The organism is Sphingomonas sp. GW821-FHT10F09 (assembly GCF_058809195.1).
Genome location: NZ_JBXASI010000005.1, coordinates 277,782 through 301,048, shown reverse-complemented (window position 1 = coordinate 301,048; position 23,267 = coordinate 277,782). Strand labels below are relative to the sequence as shown.

General features: G+C 68.6%; 21 protein-coding genes and 1 tRNA gene. 10 read left to right on the top strand and 12 right to left on the bottom strand.

The window, feature by feature from the left end:
* Nucleotides 1-145: 145 nt before the first annotated feature.
* Entirely contained in the window at nt 146-1,648 is a 1,503-nt protein-coding gene (locus AC1RTO_RS16445; RefSeq protein ID WP_493161867.1) for a tryptophan halogenase family protein, read from the top strand.
* The gene (locus tag AC1RTO_RS16440) at nt 1,648-2,325 is read left to right on the top strand and encodes a DUF6445 family protein (RefSeq protein WP_493161866.1); all 678 of its coding nucleotides are present in this window, start codon (nt 1,648-1,650) and stop codon (nt 2,323-2,325) included. The genes AC1RTO_RS16445 and AC1RTO_RS16440 overlap by 1 nt, the downstream gene beginning before the upstream one ends.
* On the opposite strand, the gene AC1RTO_RS16435 is transcribed toward AC1RTO_RS16440, so the two are convergent.
* The 3 genes from AC1RTO_RS16435 to AC1RTO_RS16425 form a co-directional block, all read right to left on the bottom strand.
* Nucleotides 2,300-4,390: a hypothetical protein gene (locus tag AC1RTO_RS16435; protein ID WP_493161865.1), complete on the bottom strand. Its 2,091-nt coding sequence runs from the start codon at nt 4,388-4,390 to the stop codon at nt 2,300-2,302. The two genes, AC1RTO_RS16440 and AC1RTO_RS16435, sit on opposite strands and share 26 nt — an antisense overlap.
* Nucleotides 4,391-4,471: 81 nt before the next feature.
* Complete coding sequence (locus tag AC1RTO_RS16430) at nt 4,472-7,057, bottom strand: TonB-dependent receptor (protein ID WP_493161864.1); 2,586 nt, start codon at nt 7,055-7,057, stop codon at nt 4,472-4,474.
* Between the two features lie 155 nt (nt 7,058-7,212).
* Nucleotides 7,213-8,529, bottom strand: coding sequence for an MFS transporter (locus tag AC1RTO_RS16425; RefSeq protein WP_493161863.1), 1,317 nt, complete (start codon nt 8,527-8,529; stop codon nt 7,213-7,215).
* A 212-nt stretch (nt 8,530-8,741) separates the two neighbouring features.
* Between AC1RTO_RS16425 and AC1RTO_RS16420 the strand changes: the two genes are divergently transcribed.
* Together AC1RTO_RS16420 and AC1RTO_RS16415 are read left to right on the top strand one after the other, a co-directional pair.
* Nucleotides 8,742-9,032, top strand: a complete 291-nt coding sequence (locus tag AC1RTO_RS16420) for a hypothetical protein (protein ID WP_493161862.1) — start codon at nt 8,742-8,744, stop codon at nt 9,030-9,032.
* Between the two features lie 232 nt (nt 9,033-9,264).
* Nucleotides 9,265-9,927 carry a cell wall hydrolase gene (locus AC1RTO_RS16415; RefSeq protein ID WP_493161861.1) on the top strand — a complete coding sequence of 221 codons (663 nt, stop codon included), beginning with the start codon at nt 9,265-9,267 and terminating at the stop codon, nt 9,925-9,927.
* A 102-nt stretch (nt 9,928-10,029) separates the two neighbouring features.
* Here the strand turns inward: AC1RTO_RS16415 and AC1RTO_RS16410 are convergent.
* Nucleotides 10,030-10,104: transfer RNA gene (locus AC1RTO_RS16410), tRNA-Val, on the bottom strand.
* 61 nt (nt 10,105-10,165) lie between these two features.
* Nucleotides 10,166-10,543: a cell cycle two-component system response regulator CpdR gene (gene cpdR, locus AC1RTO_RS16405; RefSeq protein WP_293873773.1), complete on the bottom strand. Its 378-nt coding sequence runs from the start codon at nt 10,541-10,543 to the stop codon at nt 10,166-10,168.
* Nucleotides 10,544-10,643: 100 nt separating this feature from the next.
* Between cpdR and AC1RTO_RS16400 the strand changes: the two genes are divergently transcribed.
* On the top strand, nt 10,644-11,525 hold the full coding sequence (locus tag AC1RTO_RS16400) for an N-formylglutamate amidohydrolase (protein ID WP_493161860.1): 882 nt from the start codon (nt 10,644-10,646) through the stop codon (nt 11,523-11,525).
* A 222-nt stretch (nt 11,526-11,747) separates the two neighbouring features.
* Here AC1RTO_RS16400 and AC1RTO_RS16395 read toward each other — a convergent pair whose 3' ends face one another.
* The 3 genes from AC1RTO_RS16395 to AC1RTO_RS16385 all read right to left on the bottom strand — a co-directional run bounded on the left by AC1RTO_RS16395 (nt 11,748) and on the right by AC1RTO_RS16385 (nt 14,654).
* A complete protein-coding gene (locus tag AC1RTO_RS16395; protein ID WP_493161859.1) occupies nt 11,748-12,293 on the bottom strand; it encodes a cytochrome b in 546 nt (181 codons plus the stop codon).
* 109 nt (nt 12,294-12,402) lie between these two features.
* Complete coding sequence (locus AC1RTO_RS16390; RefSeq protein ID WP_493161858.1) at nt 12,403-13,164, bottom strand: SapC family protein; 762 nt, start codon at nt 13,162-13,164, stop codon at nt 12,403-12,405.
* 56 nt (nt 13,165-13,220) lie between these two features.
* A complete protein-coding gene (locus tag AC1RTO_RS16385) occupies nt 13,221-14,654 on the bottom strand; it encodes an FAD-binding oxidoreductase (protein ID WP_493161857.1) in 1,434 nt (477 codons plus the stop codon).
* Between the two features lie 64 nt (nt 14,655-14,718).
* Here AC1RTO_RS16385 and AC1RTO_RS16380 point away from each other — a divergent pair, with 64 nt between their 5' ends.
* From AC1RTO_RS16380 to AC1RTO_RS16370, 3 genes are all read left to right on the top strand, one after another.
* Nucleotides 14,719-15,186, top strand: a complete 468-nt coding sequence (locus AC1RTO_RS16380) for a hypothetical protein (protein WP_493161856.1) — start codon at nt 14,719-14,721, stop codon at nt 15,184-15,186.
* A gap of 105 nt (nt 15,187-15,291) precedes the next feature.
* Nucleotides 15,292-16,767, top strand: a complete 1,476-nt coding sequence (locus AC1RTO_RS16375) for a DEAD/DEAH box helicase (protein WP_493161855.1) — start codon at nt 15,292-15,294, stop codon at nt 16,765-16,767.
* Nucleotides 16,768-16,804: 37 nt separating this feature from the next.
* Complete coding sequence (locus AC1RTO_RS16370) at nt 16,805-16,996, top strand: DUF1289 domain-containing protein (protein WP_493161854.1); 192 nt, start codon at nt 16,805-16,807, stop codon at nt 16,994-16,996.
* 46 nt (nt 16,997-17,042) lie between these two features.
* On the opposite strand, the gene AC1RTO_RS16365 is transcribed toward AC1RTO_RS16370, so the two are convergent.
* From AC1RTO_RS16365 to AC1RTO_RS16350, 4 genes are all read right to left on the bottom strand, one after another.
* Complete coding sequence (locus AC1RTO_RS16365) at nt 17,043-17,678, bottom strand: glutathione S-transferase family protein (protein WP_493161853.1); 636 nt, start codon at nt 17,676-17,678, stop codon at nt 17,043-17,045.
* 14 nt (nt 17,679-17,692) lie between these two features.
* Entirely contained in the window at nt 17,693-18,550 is an 858-nt protein-coding gene (locus AC1RTO_RS16360) for a dienelactone hydrolase family protein (RefSeq protein ID WP_493161852.1), read from the bottom strand.
* A gap of 200 nt (nt 18,551-18,750) precedes the next feature.
* Entirely contained in the window at nt 18,751-19,431 is a 681-nt protein-coding gene (locus tag AC1RTO_RS16355; protein ID WP_293873747.1) for a DUF1013 domain-containing protein, read from the bottom strand.
* Between the two features lie 105 nt (nt 19,432-19,536).
* Complete coding sequence (locus AC1RTO_RS16350; RefSeq protein WP_493161851.1) at nt 19,537-20,535, bottom strand: NAD(P)H-quinone oxidoreductase; 999 nt, start codon at nt 20,533-20,535, stop codon at nt 19,537-19,539.
* A 73-nt stretch (nt 20,536-20,608) separates the two neighbouring features.
* On the opposite strand from AC1RTO_RS16350, the gene AC1RTO_RS16345 reads away from it, so the two are divergent.
* A complete protein-coding gene (locus AC1RTO_RS16345; RefSeq protein WP_493161850.1) occupies nt 20,609-20,803 on the top strand; it encodes a DUF1192 domain-containing protein in 195 nt (64 codons plus the stop codon).
* A 146-nt stretch (nt 20,804-20,949) separates the two neighbouring features.
* The gene (clpA, locus tag AC1RTO_RS16340; protein ID WP_493161849.1) at nt 20,950-23,265 is read left to right on the top strand and encodes an ATP-dependent Clp protease ATP-binding subunit ClpA; all 2,316 of its coding nucleotides are present in this window, start codon (nt 20,950-20,952) and stop codon (nt 23,263-23,265) included.
* Nucleotides 23,266-23,267: the final 2 nt, after the last annotated feature.

The following is a 23,267-nucleotide window of genomic DNA, read 5'->3' as shown; positions in this document are numbered from 1 at the left end:
CCCAACACCCGTCAACTCCAAATTACAGTTTTTTGGCAAAACACCCAAACCAACCCCTCAACAGCCCACTCCGGGGCGCCACAGGCCATGCCAGAGCACGACCTGGCCTGTGGCGGCCAGCAAGGCGATCCGCTAGCCTTTGACGATGAACCAGAATCGACGCGTGAGAGAGGTCGTCATCCTGGGCGGCGGCACCGCCGGATGGATGACCGCGGCGGCCTTGTCGCGCAGCTTCGGCAACAGCCTGTCCGTGACATTGGTCGAATCGGACGAGATCGGCACGGTCGGGGTTGGCGAGGCGACCATTCCGACGATCCACTGGTTCAACGAGCTGATCGGACTGGACGAAGCCGCTTTTCTGCGTGCTACCAAGGCGACGTACAAACTGGGCATCGAGTTCGTCGATTGGACCGCGCCCGGGCACCGCTATTTCCATCCGTTCGGGCAATTCGGTGCGCCGCTGCCGGGCGTCGCCTTTCATCATCGCTGGTTGAAGGCGCGGACGGAGGGACTGGATCTGCCCTTGCCGGTGCTATCGCTGGCGGCGGGGCTGGCGGCGCAGGACCGTTTCGCAAAACCCAGCGGCGACGGGCGTTCGATCCTCTCCACGCTCGGCTATGCCTATCACTTCGACGCAAATCTGTACGCGCGCTATTTGCGGGAAATCGCGAGGGGCGTGGCGCGGGTCGAGGGGCGGAAGCAGGCGGTGGAGCGCGATCCCGAAACCGGCTTCGTCACCGCGATCACTACCGCCCGCGGCGAACGGATTGCGGGCGACCTGTTCGTCGACTGTTCCGGCTTTCGCGCGCTGCTGATCGGCGATGCGATGGACGAGCCGCTGGAGGACTGGTCGCACTGGCTGCCCTGCGACCGCGCCGTCGCGGTGCCGTGCGCCCGCGTCGCGGCGACGACGCCCTATACGCGGTCGACTGCGAGGGCGGGGGGATGGGAATGGAGAATCCCGCTGCAGCATCGCACGGGGAACGGCTATGTCTATGCCAGCCGACATGTGAGCGACGACGAGGCGACGGCGAGCCTGCTCGGCCATCTCGACGGCGAGGCGCTGGCGGAGCCGCGTCTGCTGCGGTTCACCGCAGGCACGCGCCGACGCCCGTGGCGGGGGAATGTCGTCGCCATCGGCCTGTCCTCCGGGTTCCTCGAACCGCTCGAATCGACCAGCATCCATCTGATCCAGAGCGGGATCGCCAAGCTGTTGACGTTGTTTCCGGATCGCGACTGCGATCCGGCGCTGGCGGAGCGGTTCAACCGGGTGTTCTGCGCGGACATGGACGGGATCAAGGATTTCCTGATCCTCCACTATCATGCCACCCCCGGCCGGCAGGAACCGCTGTGGCGACACTGCCACGAGATGCCGCTGCCCGAGACGCTGACAGAGCGGATCGCGCAATACCGCCGTTCGGGCCGGCTGATCCTCGATCCGGAAGAGCTGTTCCGGGAGGCGAGCTGGCTCGCCGTCCTGAACGGACAGGGTATCACGGCGCAGGGCTACAACCCGCTGGCCGACGCGATCGACAGCGCCACCAACCGCGCGCAGGTGCAGCAGTTCGCCGATGTCGTCGCCCGTGCGGTGCCGACGCTGCCCACACACGACGCCGCGCTGGCGGAGGCGATGGGCGTGGCGCGGTGATGACCGGCCCGACGATCACCGCGCGCCGCATCGGCACCGAGGCCCAGCCGGTCGCGATCATCGACGGCTTCCATCCCGACCCCGACGCGTTGCGCGCGCATGCCGGACAGGCGGCGTTCGAACCGGGGCGCAACCATTATCCCGGCATCCGCGCCGCGCTGCCGCCCGATTATTTCGCGGCGATCCGCCCGGCGCTGACCGCGACGCTGGCAGGCGTATTCGATCATGCCGGCGCGCTGGCGCTGATCGATGCGAGCTATGCGATGGTGACCACGCCCCCTGCCCGGCTGACGCTGCCGCAGCGCCTGCCGCATGTCGACGCGATCGATCCCGACCGGATCGCGCTGGTCCATTTCCTCGATCCGGAGCGGAACGACGGCACCGCTTTCTATCGCCACCGCGCCACCGGGTTCGAGACGCTCGATGCGACACGCGCGCCGGCCTATCGCGCCAGCCTGGCGGACGATCTGCGCCGGTCGGGCGAGCCGCCCGCCGGCTATATCGCCGGATCCACGCCCCTGTTCGAGCGCGTGTCCTGCATCGAGGCGCGCTACAATCGCGCGATCCTCTATCGCAGCGCGCTGTTCCACAGCGGGGCGATCGCGCCGGATGCCGTGCTGAGCGACGATCCGGCCCGCGGCCGGCTGACCGTTACCGCTTTCCTCTTGCTCCGTTAGCACGCGGCGGCTGCACCGCGAGATAGACGGTGCTCCACAATTGCGCGGCGTTCGATTCGTCGACGTCCTGCTTGCCAGCGCCGAAGGCGACGACCCGATAACGGCCGTTCGCGAACGCCCAGGACCAGAGTTCGGAGCTTTGCGTTGCGCGCGTCGCCTGGATCGCGCGCCACAGCGTCGCCTGCGCCCGGGTGAGGATGGCGCGGGTCGTCGCCGGCAGGTCGCGGCGCGCCAATTGACGCTCCAGCCCCGCCGCGAACAGCGCCTGCTGCCACGACCAGACCACCGCGCCGTGATAGGCGGCGGGGGTGAAACGGCCCTGCGTCGCCGCATCCGCCTGCGCGGCATTGGCGACGAGCAGGCCAATGTCGGTCATCAGCCCCGCCGGGAAGGGCCGCATCACCGCGGTGACATAAGTGTCGAGGTCGGCCGGCGACGGGTCGGCGAACAGCAGGGCGAAGCCCTCGTCGGAATTGACGATCGGGACGGCACCGCCCCGGGCGTCGAGCGCGATGGCGTGGAACACCAGCGGCGCGGTACCGATCGCGCCGACCGCGGGTTGCGCCGGGATGCCGAGGCTGCGGGCGTAGGACTGCACCTTCGTCCTCGCGTCCGCCGCGGGAATCGAGACGCGGAACAGCGACGGTGCGCGCTCACGCCACGTCCGCGCCATCGCATCGGCCCGCGCAAGGATCGTGCGATCCTCCGCGGTCATATAGCGGTCGAGCAGTCCGGCGCGGAGCAGCCGCGCGGCCGCATCGAGCGCGGCGGGGACGAACACCGCGTTGACGTCATAGGCATAGCGACCGCGGCCGAGCCCCTCTTCGCTGTCGCGCCACTGGCCGGTCATCCGGCCGGGCTTGAGCGCGATCAACCGGTCGACGCCCGGCGCCTCGGCGAAGCCGCGCGCCTGGCCGGCGACGAAGCGCAGGTTGCGGACCAGCGCCGCGCCCGTCGGCTCGACGCGACCGGGGACGCCTTCGCTGGTGAGCGGCCGGGCGAGGAACGCCTGCGCGCCCGCCGCGTCCGCGTGGTCGAGCAGATAGCTGACCGCGACCGGCGCGAGCATGAAATCGTCGTCGATCATCGCATAATCGAGCACCGCGGCATCGCCGCCGCCGCCGTGCTGGCGGCGATCGACGACCGCGAATTCGCCGATCCCCTCTTCATGCGCGACGTCGCCGTCGGAATCGAGCCGGGCCAGCACCGACCCCAGCCCCGCCTCGATCGCGCGCGGCTGAAGCGCGGGCATCAGCAGGCGCAGCGACATCAGCGTATCGCGCCCGAAATAGGTCTGGAACCGCCACGACCCGGCGAGGAACTTCTCGCGATAGCTGAGAAAGCGCAGTGCGTTGCGCGCGGCCGGATCGTTCGCCGCGCGGGCGTTGAGCAATTCGGACGGCGCAAGGCCGGTCAGCGGTTTCTCGCCGCTCGACGCGACGATCTCCAGCCGGATCGGCGCGCCCGACACCGCGACGATGCCGTCCTGCGACAGCCGGCCGGACAGCACCCTGATCTGCAACACATAACCCGGCGCGCCGTCGAGCCGCGCGCGACTCCAGCGGATCGTATCGCCCGCGATCGTCGGCGCCACCGCCAGTTCCGGCGGGAAGCGACCGACCGACTGATAGTCGCGCAAGAAGCGCACGCTCGACAGCACCGCCTGCTTGAACCGCAATTGCGGCGCGTCGATGCTGGCGATGCCGAGGATCGCGGGTTGCGGCCCGGCGACACCCGGTGCGGTGGTCGGCCGCGGCGGCTGTTCGAGCCGCCATTTCGCGGCGCGGGCCAGCGGCTGGAACCACAGGCCGACGCCGCTGTTGCCCGCCGGGAATGCGACGAGGATGCGGGGATCGCTGCCGTTGCGCAGCAGCAGATGCGCCGCCACCGCGCCATCGCGGACGAAGGCGTTGAGATTCTGCCCCTCGGTCAGCTGAAACGCGAGCTCGGGCGCCGGCGCCTTGTCCTGCGCGTCGGCCAGACCGGTTGCCACCAGCCCGGTTGCGACCAGCCCTGCCCCGGTCAGCATGGCGCCGGCCAGCAGCGTTCGGATCATGCTCGTCATCGCGATACCCTCCTTCGACACGAAGGGGCGCCGCCTCCGTGCAGGTGGCGGCGCCCCTTTTCTGCAATCCCCAGTCGCCGCCTAGAAGCGGAACGTCACCGAGCCGCCATAGGTCGGGCCGACGATGCCGCGGGCGTAGAAATAGCCGTCGGTGATCGCCTGCGTCTGGCCCTGCCGCGGATTGCCCTCGGTCAGGCCGACCACGTCGAAGATATTCTCGGCGTTGAAGCTCACCTGCAGGCGTTCGGTGACGTTGAGGTTCACGCCGGCGCTGGTGACGCCATAGCTGGGCAGCGCCACGCCGTTGCCGGCATCGGCGAAGATCTTGCCGACATATTTGTAGCGGCCGTAGATGTCGCCGAGCCCGTTGGGCAGCTGGATCGACGGGGTGACCGTCCACAGCCGTGCCGGCGTGCGTTCGGGCCGGTTACCCTCGAAGCCCGACTGGGTCGTGCCGTCGATCTGGAGATTCTCCAGCTTGGGATCCTGGAACACGCCCTGGAAATCGACCGAGAACCAGCGGATCGGCCGGACGACGACGTCGACCTCGATCCCCTTGGTCCGCAGGTCGGCGTTGATGTTCTGCTGCTGCGTCGGGTTGAGCGGGTTGGCGAAATTGTAGCTCTGGTCGTCGAAATTGGTGCGGAAGACGGTCACCGAGCCGTTGAACAGACGGCCATATTGATAGCGGACGCCGGCTTCGTACAATTTGATCGTCGTGATCGGATCGATGTTGTTGGTCTGGAAGCCGTCGGCATAGCGCGCGTAGATCGAGAAGTTGGGCGTGAAGAGATAGTTGGCGCCGACCGTCCAGGAGATCTTGTCCTGCTTCAGCTTGCCGTCCGCGCCGGTGCGGGCGAGGTTGGCGGGCGCGAACACGCCGTTGAAGGTCGAGCCGACGTTGCGGATCACGCCGCCCTGCGATGCGGGCACCGCCTGGTTGACCGCCGCGGACTGGCCGTCGAACGCGGTCGCGGTATCCTGTTCCCAGCGGATGCCGCCGTCGATGCGCAGGTGATCGCCCAGCGCGATTTCGTCGTTGGCGTAGAGCGAGATCGTCTCGTCCTTGCGCTCGCGGATGCCGTTGCCCCAGTCGCCGTAGGAGACGAGGCCGCTGTCGGTCAGCGAACCGATGACGCCGTTGGCGGCGTTCAGCGCGACGATGTCGTAGATGTCGCTGTTGTTCTTGACGTCGTTGACGACGCTGGCGGTCGCCGACTGGTTCTGGTTGCGCTTGACGTTATAATACATGCCGCCGACGGTCAGCGAGTTCTTGATCGACCCGCTCTCGACCTCCCAGCGCCCGCCGACGTTGACGCCCAGATCCTTGCCGTGGACGTAATCGTGGTTGAGCGTCGTGCGTTGCAGGAAGCCGTTGCCGTTCAGCGCGTTGAGTTCGGCGGTCTGGTTCGAGCCGAGCACCTGCCCGGTGCGCAGGTTGCGGATGCCGAAGCGCGTCGTCGCCGGGAAGGCGGCGAAGCCGGCGCGCAGCACGTCGATGATCGGCGACAGCGCCGGGTTCGGCGTCAGGTAGTTGACCGCGCTGGCGAGGCCGGCGTTGCCGGTGCCCGACCCGGGAAACAGCCCGTTGAAGTCGTACTTATAGTCGATGTAGCGGCCCCGGGCGAAGAGGCTGAGCGTTTCGGACAGCGGCACGTCGAGATCGAGCCGCGCCTGATTGTAGAGCGAGCGGATGCCGTCGCGATAGCGGAACGGGCGGTAACCGCTGGGATCGACATTGGTCGACACCGGCACGCGGATCGAGGTGAAGGCGTCGCCGCCGATATTGTCCTTCTGGATGTCGAAGCCGGGGATGCTCGCGGGGTCGCCATTGTCGAAGCGATAGGGCGCCGACGCATAATAAGCGGTCTCGATATCGCCGCGGCGGCCCGACAGGCGGATCGATCCGCCGCTGGGGAAGCGATATTCCAGCGAGCCCTTGATCCGGTAGCCGGCGTAATCGAACGGATTTTCGCGCACGCCGGGGCTGCTCTGGACATAGCCGCCGAAGTTGAATGCGAGGTTCTCGGCGAGCGGCGCGGAATAATAGAAATCGGCGCGCTTGAGGCCGTAGTTCATGCCGGTCAGGCGGACCGCGCCCTCGAATTCCTTGAAGTTCGGCCGCTTCGAGATGAAGTTGATCGTCGCGCCGGCGCCGTTGACGGTCAGCACGCCCGACGAGCCGCCCTTGACGGCCTCCAGCCGGTCGATGGTCAGATCCTGCTGGAAGAAGAAGTCGGCGCCGCCGCCGCCGTAGAGGATCGGCATGCCGTCCTCCTCGAGCTGGACGAAGCGCTGGCCGCCGCCCTGCAGGCCGCGGACCGAATAATTGTTCGACGCCTCGCCCGCGGTCGCCTCGACGAAGATGCCGGGGACCAGTTCGAGCATGTCGGCGGTCGAGCGGGGCGCGCGGCGGTCGATATCCTCGCGCGTCGCATAGGTGATGTCGGCGGACGAGGTGATGAGCGGACGGTCGCGCGTCGTCTGGCCGGTGACGACGATGTCCTGCAGATCGTCGTTGCTCTCGCCGGAGGGCGGCGCGTCGGGCGTCGTCGCCTGGGTGGTGGGCTGGTCGGTGGGGACCGTCTGCGCATGGGCGGCGGTCGGCATCAGTGCGGCGCCCGCCAGCAGTGCGGCGCGCATCCCGAAGCGGTCGAAGGTCGGCATCATTCTCTCCCGCGCCGGGAAGGTCATTCGCTCCCTTGGCGCGGGAAAAGCGCTAGGCCGGGGCGTTGGGGTATACAATATCCCTTTGGAACGGAAAGAAGATTGCCAGAATAGTGTGGCCGCCCGGCAACAACGCCGGGCGGCCGGCGCGGCGATCACTCCTCGTGGATCAGACTGTCGGCCTGTGTGTCGCGCATCCGCAGATAGACGACCAGCGAAATGCCGATCATTGCGGTGACGTACCAATAAAAGCCCCGCTCCCAGCCCGCATCCTTGAACCGCAGCGCGACATATTCGGCGGTGCCGCCGAACAGCGTGTTGGCGAGCGCATAGGGCAAGGCGACGCCGAGCGCGCGGATGTGCGCGGGGAACAGCTCCGCCTTCACCACCGCGTTGATCGAGGTATAGCCGGTGACGATCACCAGCGCCGCCATCACCAGCAGGCCGGCGACGACCGGATCGCGCGTCTGTTCGAGCGCGGCGAAGATCGGATAGGTGAACAGCAGGCCCGCGACGCCGAAGCCGATCATCAGCGGCTTGCGCCCGATCCGGTCGGACAGGCCGCCCGCGAGCGGTTGCAGGCACATGAAGGCGAACAGCGTCACCGCATTGATCTGCGTCGCCACCTCCTTCGAGAAGCCGGAGGTGTTGACGAGGAATTTCTGCATGTAGATCGAATAGGCGTAGAAGGCGAGCGTGCCGCCCGCGGTGAGCAGCATCACCAGCGCCGTCTCGCGCGGGTGATGGCGGAGCAGCGCGACGAAGCCCGACCGGGGGGCATGGCTCGCCTGCGCATTCTTGTAGCTCTCCGTCTCGGCGAGGCCGCGGCGCAGGCGGAAGACGACGATTGCGAGCAGCGCGCCGATCACGAACGGGATGCGCCAGCCCCAGGCCTCCAGCGCCGCGGTCGGCAGGATCGCCTGCAACAGCAGCAGCACCATGATCGCAAGCAGCTGGCCCGAGATGAGCGTGACGTACTGGAAGGACGAGAAGAAGCCGCGCCGGTTCTTGCCCGCCATTTCCGACAGATAGGTCGCGCTGGCGCCATATTCGCCGCCGACCGACAGCCCCTGCATCAATCGCGCGAGCACCAGCAGCGCCGGCGCGGCGACGCCGATCGTCTCGTAACCCGGCGTGCAGGCGATGATGAGCGAACCGAGGCACATCAGCGTCACCGACAGCGTCAGCCCCGCCTTGCGGCCATGGCGATCGGCATAGATGCCCATGATCCACGCGCCGACCGGCCGCATGATGAAGCCGACCGCGAACACCGCCGCGGCGCTGAGCAATTGCGCGGTCTGGTCGCCTTCGGGAAAGAAATGCGGCGCGAAATAGAGTGTGAAGGCGGAATAGACGTACCAGTCGAACCATTCGACCATGTTGCCGGTCGATCCGCCGATGATCGATTTCAGCCGGTTGTCGCTGCGGGGGCCGGCCCCGACGGGCGGTGGCGTGGACGGCGCTGAGGCCAAATCGTGTCTCCGGTCATGATGCGAATCCGCGGGAGAATGGCGGATCGGCGCAAAAATGTCAGAGTAATTTCCTCGTGCGCTTTCCGGACTTTAGCCGAAAGCGCGCGATCGGGCGGGCAGCGACGGGCGCTTGCGTCCGCGGCGGATGTGGCGGACAGGCGCGCGGGGCGGCAATCCCGCCGCCACCGACCATGGACCCGAGGAGACCGCAGATGGCCAAACGTTTCTGGGCGCAGCTGATCGAGATGGACGAAGAGATCGCGGCGGCGAGCATTCCCGGCGTCAGCGACCATGAGAGCGCCGCCGACGCGCTGGTCACCGATTTCGTCGGCGCGATGGGCGGCGAGATCACGCAGGGCGCGGTCCGCGTCTGGATCGAGGGCGGCGGGCTGGAGAAGGTGTACGACTGGACCGCCGAATTCGACATGCCCGAAGGATTCGACGCGAACGACGACGAGGATATCGAGGTCGAAGGCGAGATCGTGCTGATCGAGCGCGTCTGACGGCCCCGCGCCCCGGACACGAGAGACGTCCGGACAAAAGAAAGGCCGATCGAGGAACGACCGGCCGGAAAGTTTTTAGGAGAGGATGCCTGAAAGGCACCGTCTTTGTGCGGCGCAGCATCGCGCTGTGCAATTGCAAATTAAGCACATCACGCGTGCAGGAAATGCAATCGCCCTGCCGCCGCACCGGGACGGCTGATCCGGCCCCGCGCTTCGGCTAGACGACGGGGCGATGGCGCAGCGTCGATCCTCCCCTCCCCGCCAGCGGAGCCGCCGCCGCGCACGCCGCGACCTGTCGAGCGAACGCTGGCTGCTGCTGCTCGGCATCGTCACGCTGATCGCGATCGCGGCGGGAACGATCGGTCCCTGGCCGGTGGTGGCGCCGGCGGACGAGGCGCGGCCGCTGACGATGGCGCAGGCGCGCGCGTCCAATGCCGCGGTGCCGGTCGATCCCGGCCGGCGGCTGCGCGCGGCGCGCTATCGCTTCCGCGGCGGGCCGGCGGCGCGCGAACAGGCGATCGAATGCCTCGCCACCGCCGCCCTGTACGAGGCGGGCGACGACCGCCGCGGCCAGCGCGCGGTGATCCAGGTGATCCTCAACCGCGTCCGCGCGCCGGGTTTTCCCAAGACGATCTGCGGCGTCGTCTATCAGGGGTCGGGACGGACCAGCGGCTGCCAGTTCTCCTTCACCTGCGACGGATCGTTCCGCCGCCGCCCGGTGCACCTCGGCTGGGGCGCGGTGCGACGGATGGCGCGGCAGGCGCTGGCCGGCGAGGTCTTCGCCGAGGTCGGCCGCGCGACGCATTACCATACCGACTGGATGGTCCCCTATTGGCGCGATTCGCTGGTCAAGGTCGCCCGGGTCGGCACGCATCTGTTCTACGTGCGCAGCTAAGACGCGACGGTTGCGCCGGGGATGATGTCGCCGGCCATCGGACGTCATCCGGCCCGAAAACGCAAAAACCCCGCTAAGCCGTCGGCCTAGCGGGGTTTTCGATGGTGGGCGTGGCAAGGATTGAACTTGCGACCCCTGCGATGTCAACACAGTGCTCTACCACTGAGCTACACGCCCGCCGGAGGTGGGCCATTAGCCGGGCTTATCCGGGCTGGCAAGCGGTCAATTCGGTTTCGCGTCAATTCAGGCCGCTGGCGTTGCCCATCTCGAAAACGCGGTCGACCTCGGCGACGAGGTCGCGGAGGTGGAAGGGTTTGGAGAGGACGCGGGCGTTGGGCATTTCGCGCCCCGCCTTCAGCGTCACCGCGGCGAAACCGGTGATGAACATGACGCGCAGGCCCGGCACCATCTCGCCCGCGCGGCGCGCGAGTTCGATGCCGTCCATCTCGGGCATGACGATGTCGGTCAGCAGCAGGTCGAAGGATTCGGTCTCGAGCAGCGGGATGGCGGCGGTGCCGCGATCGACCGCGGATACCGCATAACCGGCACGCTCCAGCGCGCGGGTCAGATATTCGCGCATGACCTGGTCGTCTTCGGCCAGCAGGATTCGGATCATCGCTCTGTCGGTCCCTATTCGCAACGGCCTTCGTCTATGACCGGCAGGTGTAAAGAATTCCAGCGCACCGAACGCGCAAAACGGCTAGGACGTGCCACAGATGGACGCTTCCTTCGAACGGATCGGCGGACCGGCGGCCGACGACGCCCCCGCGAGCCCCGTCATCGTGTCGGTGCCGCACGCCGGGCGCGACTATCCGCTCGCGCTGCGGACCGCGCTGCGCCTGCCCGAAGCGGCACTGACCGTACTCGAGGACCGCTATATCGATCTCGTCGCGCAGGAGGCGCGGACGGTCGAGACGATGCTGGTGCAGCGCCGCGCGCGCGCCTGGATCGACCTCAACCGCGGCGAGGGCGAGCGCGATCCCAAGGTCGACGAGGGCGCACGGCCGCAGGCGCAGCCCACCCCCTCCCCCAAGATCCGCAGCGGGCTGGGGCTGGTGCCGCGGCGCGCGGGCGCGGCGGGCGACCTGTGGCGGCGGCGGTTCAGCGCGGCGGAGGTCGAGGCGCGGATCGCGCAGGACCATCGCCCCTATCATACGGCGCTGGCGGCGCTGCTGGCAGCGGCGCGGGCGCGGTTCGGCATCGCGGTGCTGATCGACGTCCATTCGATGCCGCCGCTCGGCACGCAGGCGCAGGTCGTGATCGGCGACCGCTTCGGCCAGGCGGCGGGCCATCGCTTCGTCGCGCGGCTGGAGGCGGAGGCGGCGGCGTTCGGGGTGCGCGCCGCGCTCAACACGCCCTATGCCGGCGGTCATGTCCTCGAGCGGCATGCGGCGCCGGGACGAAACGTGCATGCGATCCAGATCGAGATCGACCGCGCGCTCTACCTCGATGCCGCGCTCGACCGGCCCGGACCCGGGATGGCGCGGACGGTGGCACTGCTGCGGCGGATGCTGGCGGCGGTGGAGGACGAGGCGCTGGCCGGATCGGGGGCCGGATCGGCTGCCGGCGGCGCCGGCCTCGCAATCGCGGCCGAATAGACCGCGCCCACAAAAAAACCACCCCGTGCATGAAGCACGAGGTGGCCAAGGTTCAGGGAGGAGGCGCACTGAAAGTGCGCCATACGGGCTCGCGAAAGGGGGGACACGAGCGCCGTACACAAGCTAAATAAGTGAGCGGCGATTTGGTTCAACCCCCGCGCCGCCGGCCGTTGCTTTTTTCCGGTCGCCCCGCCCGATGCGGGTGCTTGCGGTGATCTTCGATCAGCGGCCGAGGATCGGGGCGATGCGGACCAGCACCGAATCGCGCAGCAGCAGATGGTGGCGCAGCGCCGCGCCGACATGCAGCACGACCAGCGCCGCCATCACCCAGCCGAGCGGACCGTGTGCGGTGCCGCCGAGGTCCGCCAGCGGCTTGCCGACCGGCAGCGTCGGGATGTCGAACAGGCCGAACCACAGGAACGGCTGGTGCGGGCCGGGGCCGGACACCATCAGCCAGCCGCTCAGCGGCAGCGCGATCATCAGCAGGTACAAGGTCCAGTGCGTCGCATGGGCGACGCCCTTTTCCCACGCCGCGGTGCCGGCGGGCAACGCGGGCGGACGATGCGCGATGCGCCAGGCGATCCGGCCGGCGGTGAGCAGCAGCACGGTGACGCCGATCGCCTTGTGCGCGCCCATCAGCGCGCGCAGCGCGGGGATCGCATCATGGCCGATACCGATGACGAGGTTGACGATGACGAGGAGCGCGATCGTCCAGTGGAATGCGATCGCGACGCTGGAATAGCGTTCGCCGCGGGGAAGTCCTGCCATGCCGAGCCCTTTGTCGTAAGGCCGCGACCGTCCCCCGCGCGCGCCGCCGGGTCAAGGCAGGATCGCTGCCGAAACGAACCCGGGGGCGGGCCGCCCCCGGGTCGCCGTATCAGCCGAGCTGCGGCTGCGGCACCTTGCCGAGCTGCGCCTGGCGCGCGAAGATCTCACGCATCAGCGACAGCGAGAAGAGGTGGGCGTAGAGCAGCGGCAGCATGCCCGACTGCGACATCTTGCGCAGCTGGTCGCCGCGCAGGCCCGACAGCTTTTCCTCGTTGATCATCTGGAAGCCGCGATAGATGAAGGGCTGCTGGCTGTCGTCGGTCTGGATGGTGACCTCACCCTCCATCAGCAGGTCCTGCTCGCGCAGCTCGTTCATGAACGCCTGCGTCCGCGCGCCGGCCTGTTCGAACTGCTCGGCGAAATCGAGGATCGCCTTGGTCGTCTGGCTCGGCTGGCCGGCCTCGAACAGGGGATCGCCGTCCTCGAACGCGCCGATCGCCTCCGACGTCGGGTCGAAGCACAGCGACAGCTCGTCCGCGTCGGGACGCAGGCGGGCGAGCATGTACGGATAGCGGCGGATATAGGCGGGAACGTAAAAGTTGGTTTCGGTCAGCTTGCCGTCGTCGCCCATGAAGACGTTGACGCCTTCGTTGAGGCCCATCAGGCCGAGCGGGATGGCGTCGTCGCCGACCGAGAAGACGATCGGCATGTGGCGCTGCACCAACGGGAATTCGTCGGTGGTGATCGGGATCGCATGCTGGCCGATCAGGAACGGCGCGCTGTCCTGCTGGCGGACGCGCCAGGTCGCATGCGTTTCGCTCGAGAGCGGCTCCAGGCCGTTGTAGAACAGGGGAAGCGGCGCGCTGGCCATCGGAACTCTCTCCGTATGCGGGTGTTTTGCGGCGCAGCCGCGGTTGGCGCGCTGCTCTATTGGGCAGGAGCGCCCGGCGCAAGCGCGACGAGCTTGCCCGGGTTGAGGATGCCGAGCGGGTCCATCGCCGCCTTTACCGCCCGCAGCGCGGTCAGCCGCGCCGGCGACGACAGCCGTTCGAGCTCGCCGAGCTTCATCTGGCCGATGCCGTGCTCCGCCGCGATCGAGCCGCCGGCGGCGATGACGAGGTCGTCGACGAAGCGCGTCACCACCGGCACGTCCTCGGCATACCAGCGCGCCGGGTCGGTGCCGGCGGGGCTGCGGACGTGGAAGTGGATGTTGCCGTCGCCGAGATGGCCGAAGCCGCTGGCATGCGTGCCGGGAAAGCGCGCCTCGCACGCCGCCGCCGCCTCGATCATGAAGCGCGGCATCGTATCGACCGGCACCGACAGGTCGTGCTGCGACGCCGGGCCGAGCGCGCGTTCCGAATCGGAGATCGATTCGCGGATCCGCCAAAAGGTCTCGGCCTGGCCCGTGCTGGCGGCGATCGTCGCGTCGGCGATCAGCCCGTCCGCCAGCGCCTCGCCGAGCAGGCGCTCCATCAGCGCCGCGCCGGCATCGTCGGTGTGTTCGATCAGCAGATGCCAGGCATGATCGCCGGCGAGCGGCGCGCGGAGGGCCGGCACGTGCGCGAGCACCGCGGCGAGCGATTCGCGCGGCAGGATCTCGAAGCTCTCCAGCGCCCCGGTCGCGTGCTGGAAGCGGCGGAGCAACGTCAGCGCCGCCTGCGGGTCGGGCGTCGCCGCCCAGGCGGTGGTGCGCGTCGCCGGCACCGGCACCAGCCGCAGCGTCGCCGCGGTGACGATCCCCAGCGTCCCCTCCGCCCCGACCAGCAATTGCGTCAGGTCGTAGCCGCGATTGTCCTTCTTCAGCGCCGCCAGCCCGTCGTGGACGCTGCCGTCGGCGAGCACGACCTCCAGCCCCGCGACGAGGCCGCGCATCGAGCCGAAGCGCAGCACCTGCGAGCCGCCGGCATTGGTCGAGACGAGGCCGCCGACGGTGGCATTGCCCTTCGCCCCCAGCGTCAGCGGGAAACGGCGGTCCACCGCCAGCGCGGCATCGTGCAGGTCGGAGAGGATCACCCCCGCCTCCGCCACCGCGAGGCCCGCCCCGGCATCGACCGAGCGGATCGCCCGCATCCGCCGGAGCGACAGGATCAGCGCCGATCCGTCCGCGGGCGGGGTCGCGCCGCCGACCATCGAGCTGTTGCCGCCCTGCGGCACCAGCGGCACGCGATGCGCGGCGGCGGCGGCGACCACCGCGGCGACCTCCCGCGTCGAGGCCGGCGCGAGGATCGCGGGAGCATGGCCGTGGAAGCGGCGGCGCCAGTCGGTTTCCCACGGCGCGATATCGGCCGGATCGGTGACGATCCCCTTCGGCCCCAGCGTGCCGGCGAGAGCGTCGATCAGGGCGGTATGCGCGGGCGTCATCCGCGGTCCGCTAGGCCAAGTTCATCATCCGTTCAACGACCGGGGCTAAGGGGCGACCCCTGACATGCTCCATTCCGCGATTCCCGCCTCGCTCCTCGCCCTCGCCGCCCCCGCCCTGGCCGCCGCCGGCGATTCGATGGCGCAGCTCGACGGCGTGGAGGTCGCGCAGGTGACGGTGCGCGAACGCATCATCATCCGCCTGCCCCGCATGGCGCCGGCGCGGTCGGTGGCCCGGGCCTCGGTCCCCGCACCGGTCCGCTACAAGGAGAAGAAGGGGCCGAAGTGCGTCGACGTCGCCGACATGGGCGGCGCGATGATCGTCGAACCCGGCGCGGTCGACCTGGTGATGGAGGGCGGCAAACGGCTGCGCGCCAGACTGGACGACGATTGCGGGCCGATGGACTTCTACAGCGGCTTCTACCTGCGCCCCGCGGCGGACGGCCGGGTCTGCGCGAAACGCGACGTCATCCGCATGCGATCGGGCGCCAGTTGCGAAATCGCCACGTTCAGGACGCTTCTGCCGGTCCGCTGAACGCGTTTTCTTGACTTTTGCGGGGGAATCCGCAAGCGCGCGGCGTGGCGTTGCTGCGCACCTGCGTCGCCGTCTTTATCCGGACCCTTGCATGAGCCTGATGGCATGAGCTTCGCCGACCTCGGCCTTTCCGACGAACTGCTGAGCGCGGTCACCGACGCCGGCTACACCGAGCCGACGCCGATCCAGGCGCAGGCGATTCCCAGCGTGCTGATGATGCGCGACCTGATCGGCGTCGCGCAGACGGGCACGGGCAAGACCGCCGCCTTCGTGCTGCCGATGATCGACATCCTCGCGCACGGCCGCAGCCGCGCCCGCATGCCGCGCTCGCTGATCCTCGAGCCGACGCGCGAACTCGCCGCGCAGGTCGCGGAGAATTTCGAGAAATACGGGGCGGGCACCAAGCTGTCGATGGCGCTGCTGATCGGCGGCGTGTCGATGGGCGACCAGATCAAGGCGCTGGAAAAGGGCGTCGACGTGCTGATCGCGACGCCGGGCCGGCTGATGGACCTGTTCGGCCGCGGCAACATCCTGCTGACCGGCTGTTCGATGCTGGTGATCGACGAGGCGGACCGGATGCTCGACATGGGGTTCATCCCCGATATCGAGGAAATCTGCACCAAGCTGCCCAAGACGCGCCAGACCCTGCTGTTCTCGGCGACGATGCCCGCGCCGATCAAGCGGCTGGCGGACAAGTTCCTCGACAATCCCAAGACGATCGAGGTGTCGCGCCCGGCGTCGACCAACCTCAACATCAAGCAGTGGCTGGTCCCCGTGTCCGGCGTGGCGGCGAAGAAGCGCGATGCGCTGCGCCGCCTGCTCGGGCAGGACGAGGTGCGCAACGCGATCATCTTCTGCAACCGCAAGACGACGGTGCGCGAGCTCAACAAGAGCCTGAAGAGCCACGGCTTTAAATCGGGCGAGATCCATGGCGACATGGAGCAGGCGCAGCGCATCGCCGAACTGGACCTGTTCAAGGACGGCAAGATCAACATCCTGGTGGCGAGCGACGTCGCCGCGCGCGGGCTGGACATCAAGGGCGTGAGCCATGTGTTCAACTTCGATGCTCCCTGGCACCCCGACGACTACGTCCACCGCATCGGCCGCACCGGCCGCGGCGGCGCGACCGGCATCGCCTTCACGCTGGTGACCGCCGAGGATGCCGAGAACATCCAGAATATCGAAAAGCTGACCGGCCAGACGATCGACCGGCTCGACCTCGATGCCGCTCCCGAGACGGAGGCGCCCGCCGCTGCCGGGGAACCGCGCCGCACCCGCCGCGAGCGGGCACCGCGCGCAGAGGGCCGCCGCGGCCGCGCACCGCGCACCATCGCTGCGGAGGTCGAGGTCGAGGTGGCGACGCCGGAGCCGGCACCCGTCGCCGAGGCGGCGCCGGTCCGGACGGAACGACCGCAGCGCGAGCCCCGTGCCGAGCCCGCCTTCGCCCCGCCACCGCGTCGCGACGTCCGCCGCGACGACCGGAACGACCGCCGCCCGCGCCGCGACGAGCGCGACGATGGTCCCGACGATGGCTGGAACGGCCCGATCCCGGACTTCCTCAACGCGGTGATCGCGCTCTGATGCCGGGCGGCGCGGCGCTGCCCGCCGCCGGTGTCTTATGGTGATCGAAAAGGTCGCGCCGGTGGCCATCGTCAGCCCGTGCACGGGGGTGTGCGCGATCGACGACAACGACCTCTGTCGCGGCTGCGCCCGCACGCTCGACGAGATCGCCGCATGGGGCGGCATGACCCCGGCGGAGCGCGATGCGGTGATGGCGATCCTGCCGGAGCGGCGGATGGCCCCGGACTGACTGTCCGTCCGTCACCCCGGACCCAGGCCCGGGGTGACGGCCGAACTCAGGCGGCGGTTGCCGCCGCCATGGCCGCGATCGCCGCATCGTCCAGCGCCGCCGCCCGGACATAGCCCTCCCGCGCCGCCAGCCGCGCGATATAGGCGTCGAACGTGTCGCGCCGCGGCAGCGACCCGAACTGCGTCCCCCAGATCACCTGCGACCCGACATAGACGTCCGCCGCGGTGAAGCGGTCGCCGGCGATGTAATCGTGCGCCGCCACCGCCTGTTCGAGCACGTCGACGAGCCGGTCGTAATCGCCATAGCCGACCATCCGCTGCTGCTGGTCGGTCGGCACCACCCCGAGCGAGCGGTTGGTCACCGCCGCTTCGACCGGGCCGGCGGCGAAGAACAGCCAGCGGTAATAATCCGCCCGCTCGTCGTCGCGCGCCGTCAGGCCGGCGTCGGGGAAGGTTTCGGCGAGATAGGCGCAGATCGCGGCGCATTCGGTCACCGTGCGGCCGCGGTGGACGATCGCCGGCACCTTCGCCATCGGATTGACCGCCCGGTACGGCGGCTGCTTCATCGTCGAGGCATAATCGAGCAGCACGACGTCATAGTCGGCGCCGACCTCCTCGAGCATCCAGCGCGCGATCCGGCCGCGGGACATGGGGTTGGTGTAGAGCGTCAGGTCGGCGGTCATGGTCGTGTTTCCCGTCACAGCGATTTGGCGAACAGGTCGAGCATCCGGCCCCAGGCACGTTCCGCCTGCGGCTGGTTGTAGACCTTGCTGTCGATCACGCACCAGCCGTGCATCGCCCCCTCATAGACCTCGATCTCCGCCGGGCGCTTCGCCGCCGCGAATGCCTCGCGCAGCGCGACCTTGTCGTTGGGGCTGCGCGCATCGTCGTTGGTGGCGATCGCGAACAGATAGCCGCCGCGCAGCTGCGGCGCGAGGCGATGCGGGCTGTCGGGCGCGTCGCTCACCAGCCCGGCGCCGTGGAACGAGGCGCCCGCATGGACGCGCGCCGGCAGGGCGGCGGCGGTGCGCAGGACCATCGGCCCGCCCATGCAATAGCCGGCGCTGCCGAGCCCGCGCTTCGTATCGACCTCCTTCTGCCGGTCGAGGAAGGCGACGAAGGTCTTGCCGTCGCTGGTCGTCGCCGCCGGGGTCAGCGTCGCGCGCCACGGCGTGATCCGCTCGCGCACCGCGGGCTGATCGAAGAATTCGCCGGGCTGGACGATCGGTGCTTTCGCCGAGCGGTAGAATTGGTTGACGACCAGCACCGCATAGCCCGACTGCGCCAGCCGGTCGGCCATGGTGCGGAACGCCGGGCGCAGGCCCATGATGTCGGGCCACATCAGCACCGCAGGATGCCTGCCGGTGGTCGGCGCGGTGAAATAGGCGTCGCACTGGCCGTCGGGCGTGGTGATGACGACGTCGCGGCCCTTGACCGGCTTGGCGTTGGCGGGCGCGGGCAGCAGCACCGTCGCGCCGATCGCGCCGGCGGCGACGCCGAGCTGGCGACGGGACAGGTGATGGTCGGTGTCGGCAGCCGTCAATTCGTCGCACATACGCGCTCTCCCAAGGATTTAGGAAGAGGCTAGCGAGGGTTTGGAGCGGACGCCAGAGATGCGTGGTGGCATCTCGAGAAACACGCCGTCACCCCGGACCGGTTCCGGGATGCATGCCGTGGCGAGAAAAACGGCCGGAGCTTCATGCCCCGCCCGTGCGGCGCGGCGTCCCCCGGAACACGTCCGGGGGACAGGGCGGATCAGCGCTTGAACGGGTCCTGGAACAGCGCCGCGGCGGCGGCGGCCGGGTCGTTGTGGTCGACGTCGACACCGCGGGCCGCGGCGTCGCGCTCGGCGCGCAGGCTGGCGATCAGCGCCTCGCGATCGCCCTCCAGCCGGGTGTCGGTCGGTGCGGCCTCGTTGCCCGATGCCTTGGACGCCTTGGCGACCGCGGCATCGAGCTCGCGCTGCGTGGTCAGGCCGAGCGTCACCGGATCCTTCGGCGTGATGTTGCCGATGTTCCAGTGGCTGCGGTCGCGGATCGCGGCGATCGTGGTGCGGGTGGTGCCGATCAGGTTGCTGATCGCGCCGTCGGTGATCTCGGGATGGTTGCGGATGATCCAGGCGATACCGTCGGGCTTGTCCTGGCGCTTCGACACCGGCGTGTAGCGCGGGCCCTTGGTGCGGCGGACCTGCTCGGGGCCCTTGATCATCTTGAGGCGATAGGCGGGATCGGCCTGGCCCTTGTCGACCTCCTCCTGCGTCACCTCATGCGCACGGATCGGGTCGCGCCCGGTCAGCTTGGTCGCGGCGGTGTCGTCGGCGATCGCCTGCACCTCGAGGATATGCAGACCGCAGAAATCGGCGATCTGGTCGAACGACAGCGACGTGTTGTCGACCATCCAGGAAGCGGTCGCATGAGGCATGAGCGGCTGGGCCACGGGAAAACTCCGTCGGAAATAAATAGGGCCGCCCCTTACCGGAGCGGCCGTGTCATAGCGTCGGATGTACTGCGCGTCGTGCGGAAGGGCAAGGTGCGACGAGCGTTAAGGCGTCAGCACGATCTTGCCGACGTGATCGCCCTCTTCCATGCGGGTGTGCGCGGCGGCGGCTTCGGCGAGGGGGAAGACGCGGTCGATCACCGGGCGCAAGCGGCCGGATTCGACGTGCGGCCAGACGGTGCGCGAAATCTCGTCCGCCACCAGCGTCTTGAACGCGGTGTCGCGCGCGCGCAGCGTCGAGCCGGTCAGCGTCAGGCGGCGGCGCATGATCTCGAACAGGGGGATCGTCGCCTGCGCGCCGCCCTGCACCGCGATCGAGACGTGGCGGCCGTCGTCGGCCAGGCATTGCAGGTTGCGCGGCACATAGTCGCCGCCGACCATGTCGATGACCGCGGTGACGCCCTTGCCGTCGGTGATCGCCCTGACGCGCTCGACGAAATCCTCGGTCCTGTAGTTGATCGCGTGATCCGCCCCCAGCTCCAGCGCCTTCGCGCATTTCGCATCCGAGCCCGCGGTGACGATGATCGTCAGGCCGAAGATGTTGCACAGCGCGATCGCCATCGTACCGATGCCGCTGGTGCCGCCGTGGAGCAGCACGCTGTCACCCTCCGTCGCGAAGGCGCGTTCGAACAGGTTGGTCCAGACGGTGAAGAGCGTTTCCGGCAGCGCGGCGGCCGCGATCATGTCGAGCCCCTCCGGCACGGGCAGGCACTGGCCGGCGGGCGCGGCCGCATATTGCGCATAGCCGCCGCCGGCGAGCAGCGCGCAGACCGGCTGGCCGATCTGCACGTCGTCGACGCCTTCACCCACCGCGACGATCGTCCCGGCGATCTCGAGCCCGGGAATCGACGATGCGCCCGGCGGCGGCGCATAGCCGCCCTTGCGCTGGAGCACGTCGGGGCGGTTGACGCCCGCGGCGGCGACGCGGATCAGCACCTCGCCCGCGGCGGGCACCGGCACCGGCCGCTCGACCAGCCGCAGCACCTCGGGCCCGCCCGGCGCCTCCGGATCGATCGCCTGCATCGTCTGTGGCAACTCGCTCATCCCGTCGCATCCCTCGCGGCCGATCCGCGCGCCTTATTGACATCACCGGGGCGAGGGTCAACGTTGATAGACCATGGATCCGGACGACGCCCCCTCGCGTCCCAACGACGCATTGATCGAGCTGCTGCGGCAGGACCTCGATCCGCTGTCGGTCGCCGAACTCGATTCGCGCATCGCGGCGCTGGAGCGGGAGGTCGCCCGCACCCGCACCGCCCGCGACCGGGCGGTCGACCATCGCGCCAGTGCCGACGCGCTGTTTCGTCGATGACGCCGGGCCGCACCGGACGGGCGTCGCGCCCTTCGCCCCGGTCGCGGTGTCAAGAGCTTGATGGACGCGCACCCGATACCGACATTGGTGGAAAGGACGCGGCGACGCACCCCCGTCGCCTCCATAGTCCGACTGGAGTAATCTGAATGCCATCCTTCGCCCCCGCGCTCGAGACCACGCTGCACAAGGCGCTCGAAGCCGCGTCATCGCGTCGGCACGAATATGCGACGCTCGAACATCTGCTGCTCGCGCTGATCGGCGACGAACATGCCTCCAAGGTGATGGAGGCATGCCACGTCGACCTGGGCGAGCTCAAGACCACCGTCGCGCACTATCTCGACACCGAACTCGACGCGCTGAAGGTGGATGCGGCGACCGATCCGTCGCCGACCAGCGGCTTCCAGCGGGTGGTGCAGCGCGCGATCCTGCACGTGCAATCGTCGGGCCGAGACGAGGTGACCGGCGCCAACGTGCTCGTCGCCCTGTTCAGCGAGCGCGAGAGCTATGCGGTCTATTTCCTGCAGCAGCAGGACATGAGCCGGCTGGATGCGGTCAGCTTCATCAGCCACGGCGTCGGCAAGGGCAGCGGTGCCGCCGATGCCACCCCGCCAAAGGGCGCCGAGGACGAGAAACCCGCCAAGGGACAGGAGAAGGGCAAGACGGAAAGCGCATTGAAGCAATTCACCGTCGATCTCAACGAGAAGGCCAAGATCGGCAAGGTCGATCCGCTGATCGGGCGCGGCCCGGAGGTGGATCGCACGATCCAGATCCTGTGCCGCCGGTCGAAGAACAATCCGCTGTACGTGGGCGATCCCGGCGTCGGCAAGACCGCGATCGCCGAGGGGCTGGCGCGCAAGATCGTCGAGGGCGAGGTCCCCGACGTGCTCAAGGAAGCGGTGATCTACAGCCTCGACATGGGCTCGCTGCTCGCCGGCACGCGCTATCGCGGCGATTTCGAGGAGCGGCTGAAGGCGGTCGTCAACGAGCTGGAAAAGCTGCCGCATGCGGTGCTGTTCATCGACGAGATCCACACCGTGATCGGTGCGGGTGCGACGTCGGGGGGCGCGATGGATGCGTCGAACCTGCTCAAGCCGGCGCTGTCGGGCGGCACGATCCGTTGCATCGGTTCGACCACCTACAAGGAATTCCGCAACCATTTCGAGAAGGACCGCGCGCTGCTGCGCCGGTTCCAGAAGATCGACGTCAACGAACCGACGATCGAGGACACGATCAAGATCCTCGCCGGGCTGCGGTCGGCGTTCGAGGACCATCATAACGTCAAATACACCCCCGACGCGATCAAGTCGGCGGTGGAACTCTCCGCGCGCTACATCAACGACCGCAAGCTGCCCGACAAGGCGATCGACGTGATCGACGAGGTGGGCGCGATGCAGATGCTGGTGCCGGCGAACAAGCGCAAGAAGACGATCACCGCCAAGGAGATTGAACAGGTGATCGCGACGATGGCGCGCATCCCGCCGAAGTCCGTCTCGACCGACGACAAGGCGGCGCTGGAAAGCCTCGAGACCGACCTCAAGCGCGTCGTGTTCGGGCAGAACAGCGCGATCGAGAAGCTCGCCAGCGCGATCAAGCTGGCGCGTGCGGGCCTGCGCGAACCGGAAAAGCCGATCGGCAATTACCTGTTCACCGGTCCGACCGGCGTCGGCAAGACCGAGGTCGCCAAGCAGCTGGCCTCGATCCTCGGCATTCCGCTCCAGCGGTTCGACATGAGCGAATATATGGAGCGGCATTCGGTCAGCCGGCTGATCGGTGCGCCCCCGGGCTATGTCGGATTCGACCAGGGCGGCCTGCTGACCGATGCGGTCGACCAGAATCCGCATTGCGTGCTGCTGCTCGACGAGATCGAGAAGGCGCATCCCGACCTGTTCAACATCCTGTTGCAGGTGATGGACAACGGGCGCCTGACCGACCAGCACGGCAAGTCGGTGGATTTCCGCAACGTCATCCTCATCATGACGACCAATGCCGGTGCGTCGGACATGGCGCGCGAGACGGTCGGCTTCGGCAACCTCACCCGCGAGGGCGAGGATGAGCAGGCGGTGCAGAAGATGTTCACGCCGGAATTCCGCAACCGGCTCGATGCGATCGTGCCGTTCGGTTACCTGCCGACCGAGGTGGTCGCGCGGGTGGTGGACAAGTTCATCCTCCAGCTCGAACTCCAGCTCGCCGACCGCAACGTCCACATCAACCTGGACGATGCCGCCAAGGCGTGGCTGACCGAGAAGGGCTATGACAAATTGTACGGTGCCCGCCCGATGGGCCGCCTGATCCAGGAGAAGATCAAGCAGCCGCTCGCCGAGGAACTGCTGTTCGGCAAGCTGGTCCATGGCGGCGAGGTGACGGTACGGATGAAGGACGGCACGCTGTCCTTCGCGATCGAGGCGGCGGCGCCGAAGAAGCCCAAGAAGAAGGGCAAGGCCGAACCGGTCGACGCCAAGTAAGC

Bases quoted from the DNA above. Each gene is read 5' to 3' on its own strand.
- AC1RTO_RS16445 (WP_493161867.1), top strand. From the start codon at position 146: ATGAACCAGAATCGACGCGTGAGAGAGGTCGTCATCCTGGGCGGCGGC.
- AC1RTO_RS16440 (WP_493161866.1), top strand. From the start codon at position 1,648: ATGACCGGCCCGACGATCACCGCGCGCCGCATCGGCACCGAGGCCCAG.
- AC1RTO_RS16435 (WP_493161865.1), bottom strand. From the start codon at position 4,390: ATGACGAGCATGATCCGAACGCTGCTGGCCGGCGCCATGCTGACCGGG.
- AC1RTO_RS16430 (WP_493161864.1), bottom strand. From the start codon at position 7,057: ATGCCGACCTTCGACCGCTTCGGGATGCGCGCCGCACTGCTGGCGGGC.
- AC1RTO_RS16420 (WP_493161862.1), top strand. From the start codon at position 8,742: ATGGCCAAACGTTTCTGGGCGCAGCTGATCGAGATGGACGAAGAGATC.
- AC1RTO_RS16415 (WP_493161861.1), top strand. From the start codon at position 9,265: ATGGCGCAGCGTCGATCCTCCCCTCCCCGCCAGCGGAGCCGCCGCCGC.
- cpdR (WP_293873773.1), bottom strand. From the start codon at position 10,543: ATGATCCGAATCCTGCTGGCCGAAGACGACCAGGTCATGCGCGAATAT.
- AC1RTO_RS16400 (WP_493161860.1), top strand. From the start codon at position 10,644: ATGGACGCTTCCTTCGAACGGATCGGCGGACCGGCGGCCGACGACGCC.
- AC1RTO_RS16395 (WP_493161859.1), bottom strand. From the start codon at position 12,293: ATGGCAGGACTTCCCCGCGGCGAACGCTATTCCAGCGTCGCGATCGCA.
- AC1RTO_RS16390 (WP_493161858.1), bottom strand. From the start codon at position 13,164: ATGGCCAGCGCGCCGCTTCCCCTGTTCTACAACGGCCTGGAGCCGCTC.
- AC1RTO_RS16385 (WP_493161857.1), bottom strand. From the start codon at position 14,654: ATGACGCCCGCGCATACCGCCCTGATCGACGCTCTCGCCGGCACGCTG.
- AC1RTO_RS16380 (WP_493161856.1), top strand. From the start codon at position 14,719: ATGCTCCATTCCGCGATTCCCGCCTCGCTCCTCGCCCTCGCCGCCCCC.
- AC1RTO_RS16375 (WP_493161855.1), top strand. From the start codon at position 15,292: ATGAGCTTCGCCGACCTCGGCCTTTCCGACGAACTGCTGAGCGCGGTC.
- AC1RTO_RS16370 (WP_493161854.1), top strand. From the start codon at position 16,805: ATGGTGATCGAAAAGGTCGCGCCGGTGGCCATCGTCAGCCCGTGCACG.
- AC1RTO_RS16365 (WP_493161853.1), bottom strand. From the start codon at position 17,678: ATGACCGCCGACCTGACGCTCTACACCAACCCCATGTCCCGCGGCCGG.
- AC1RTO_RS16360 (WP_493161852.1), bottom strand. From the start codon at position 18,550: ATGTGCGACGAATTGACGGCTGCCGACACCGACCATCACCTGTCCCGT.
- AC1RTO_RS16350 (WP_493161851.1), bottom strand. From the start codon at position 20,535: ATGAGCGAGTTGCCACAGACGATGCAGGCGATCGATCCGGAGGCGCCG.
- AC1RTO_RS16345 (WP_493161850.1), top strand. From the start codon at position 20,609: ATGGATCCGGACGACGCCCCCTCGCGTCCCAACGACGCATTGATCGAG.
- clpA (WP_493161849.1), top strand. From the start codon at position 20,950: ATGCCATCCTTCGCCCCCGCGCTCGAGACCACGCTGCACAAGGCGCTC.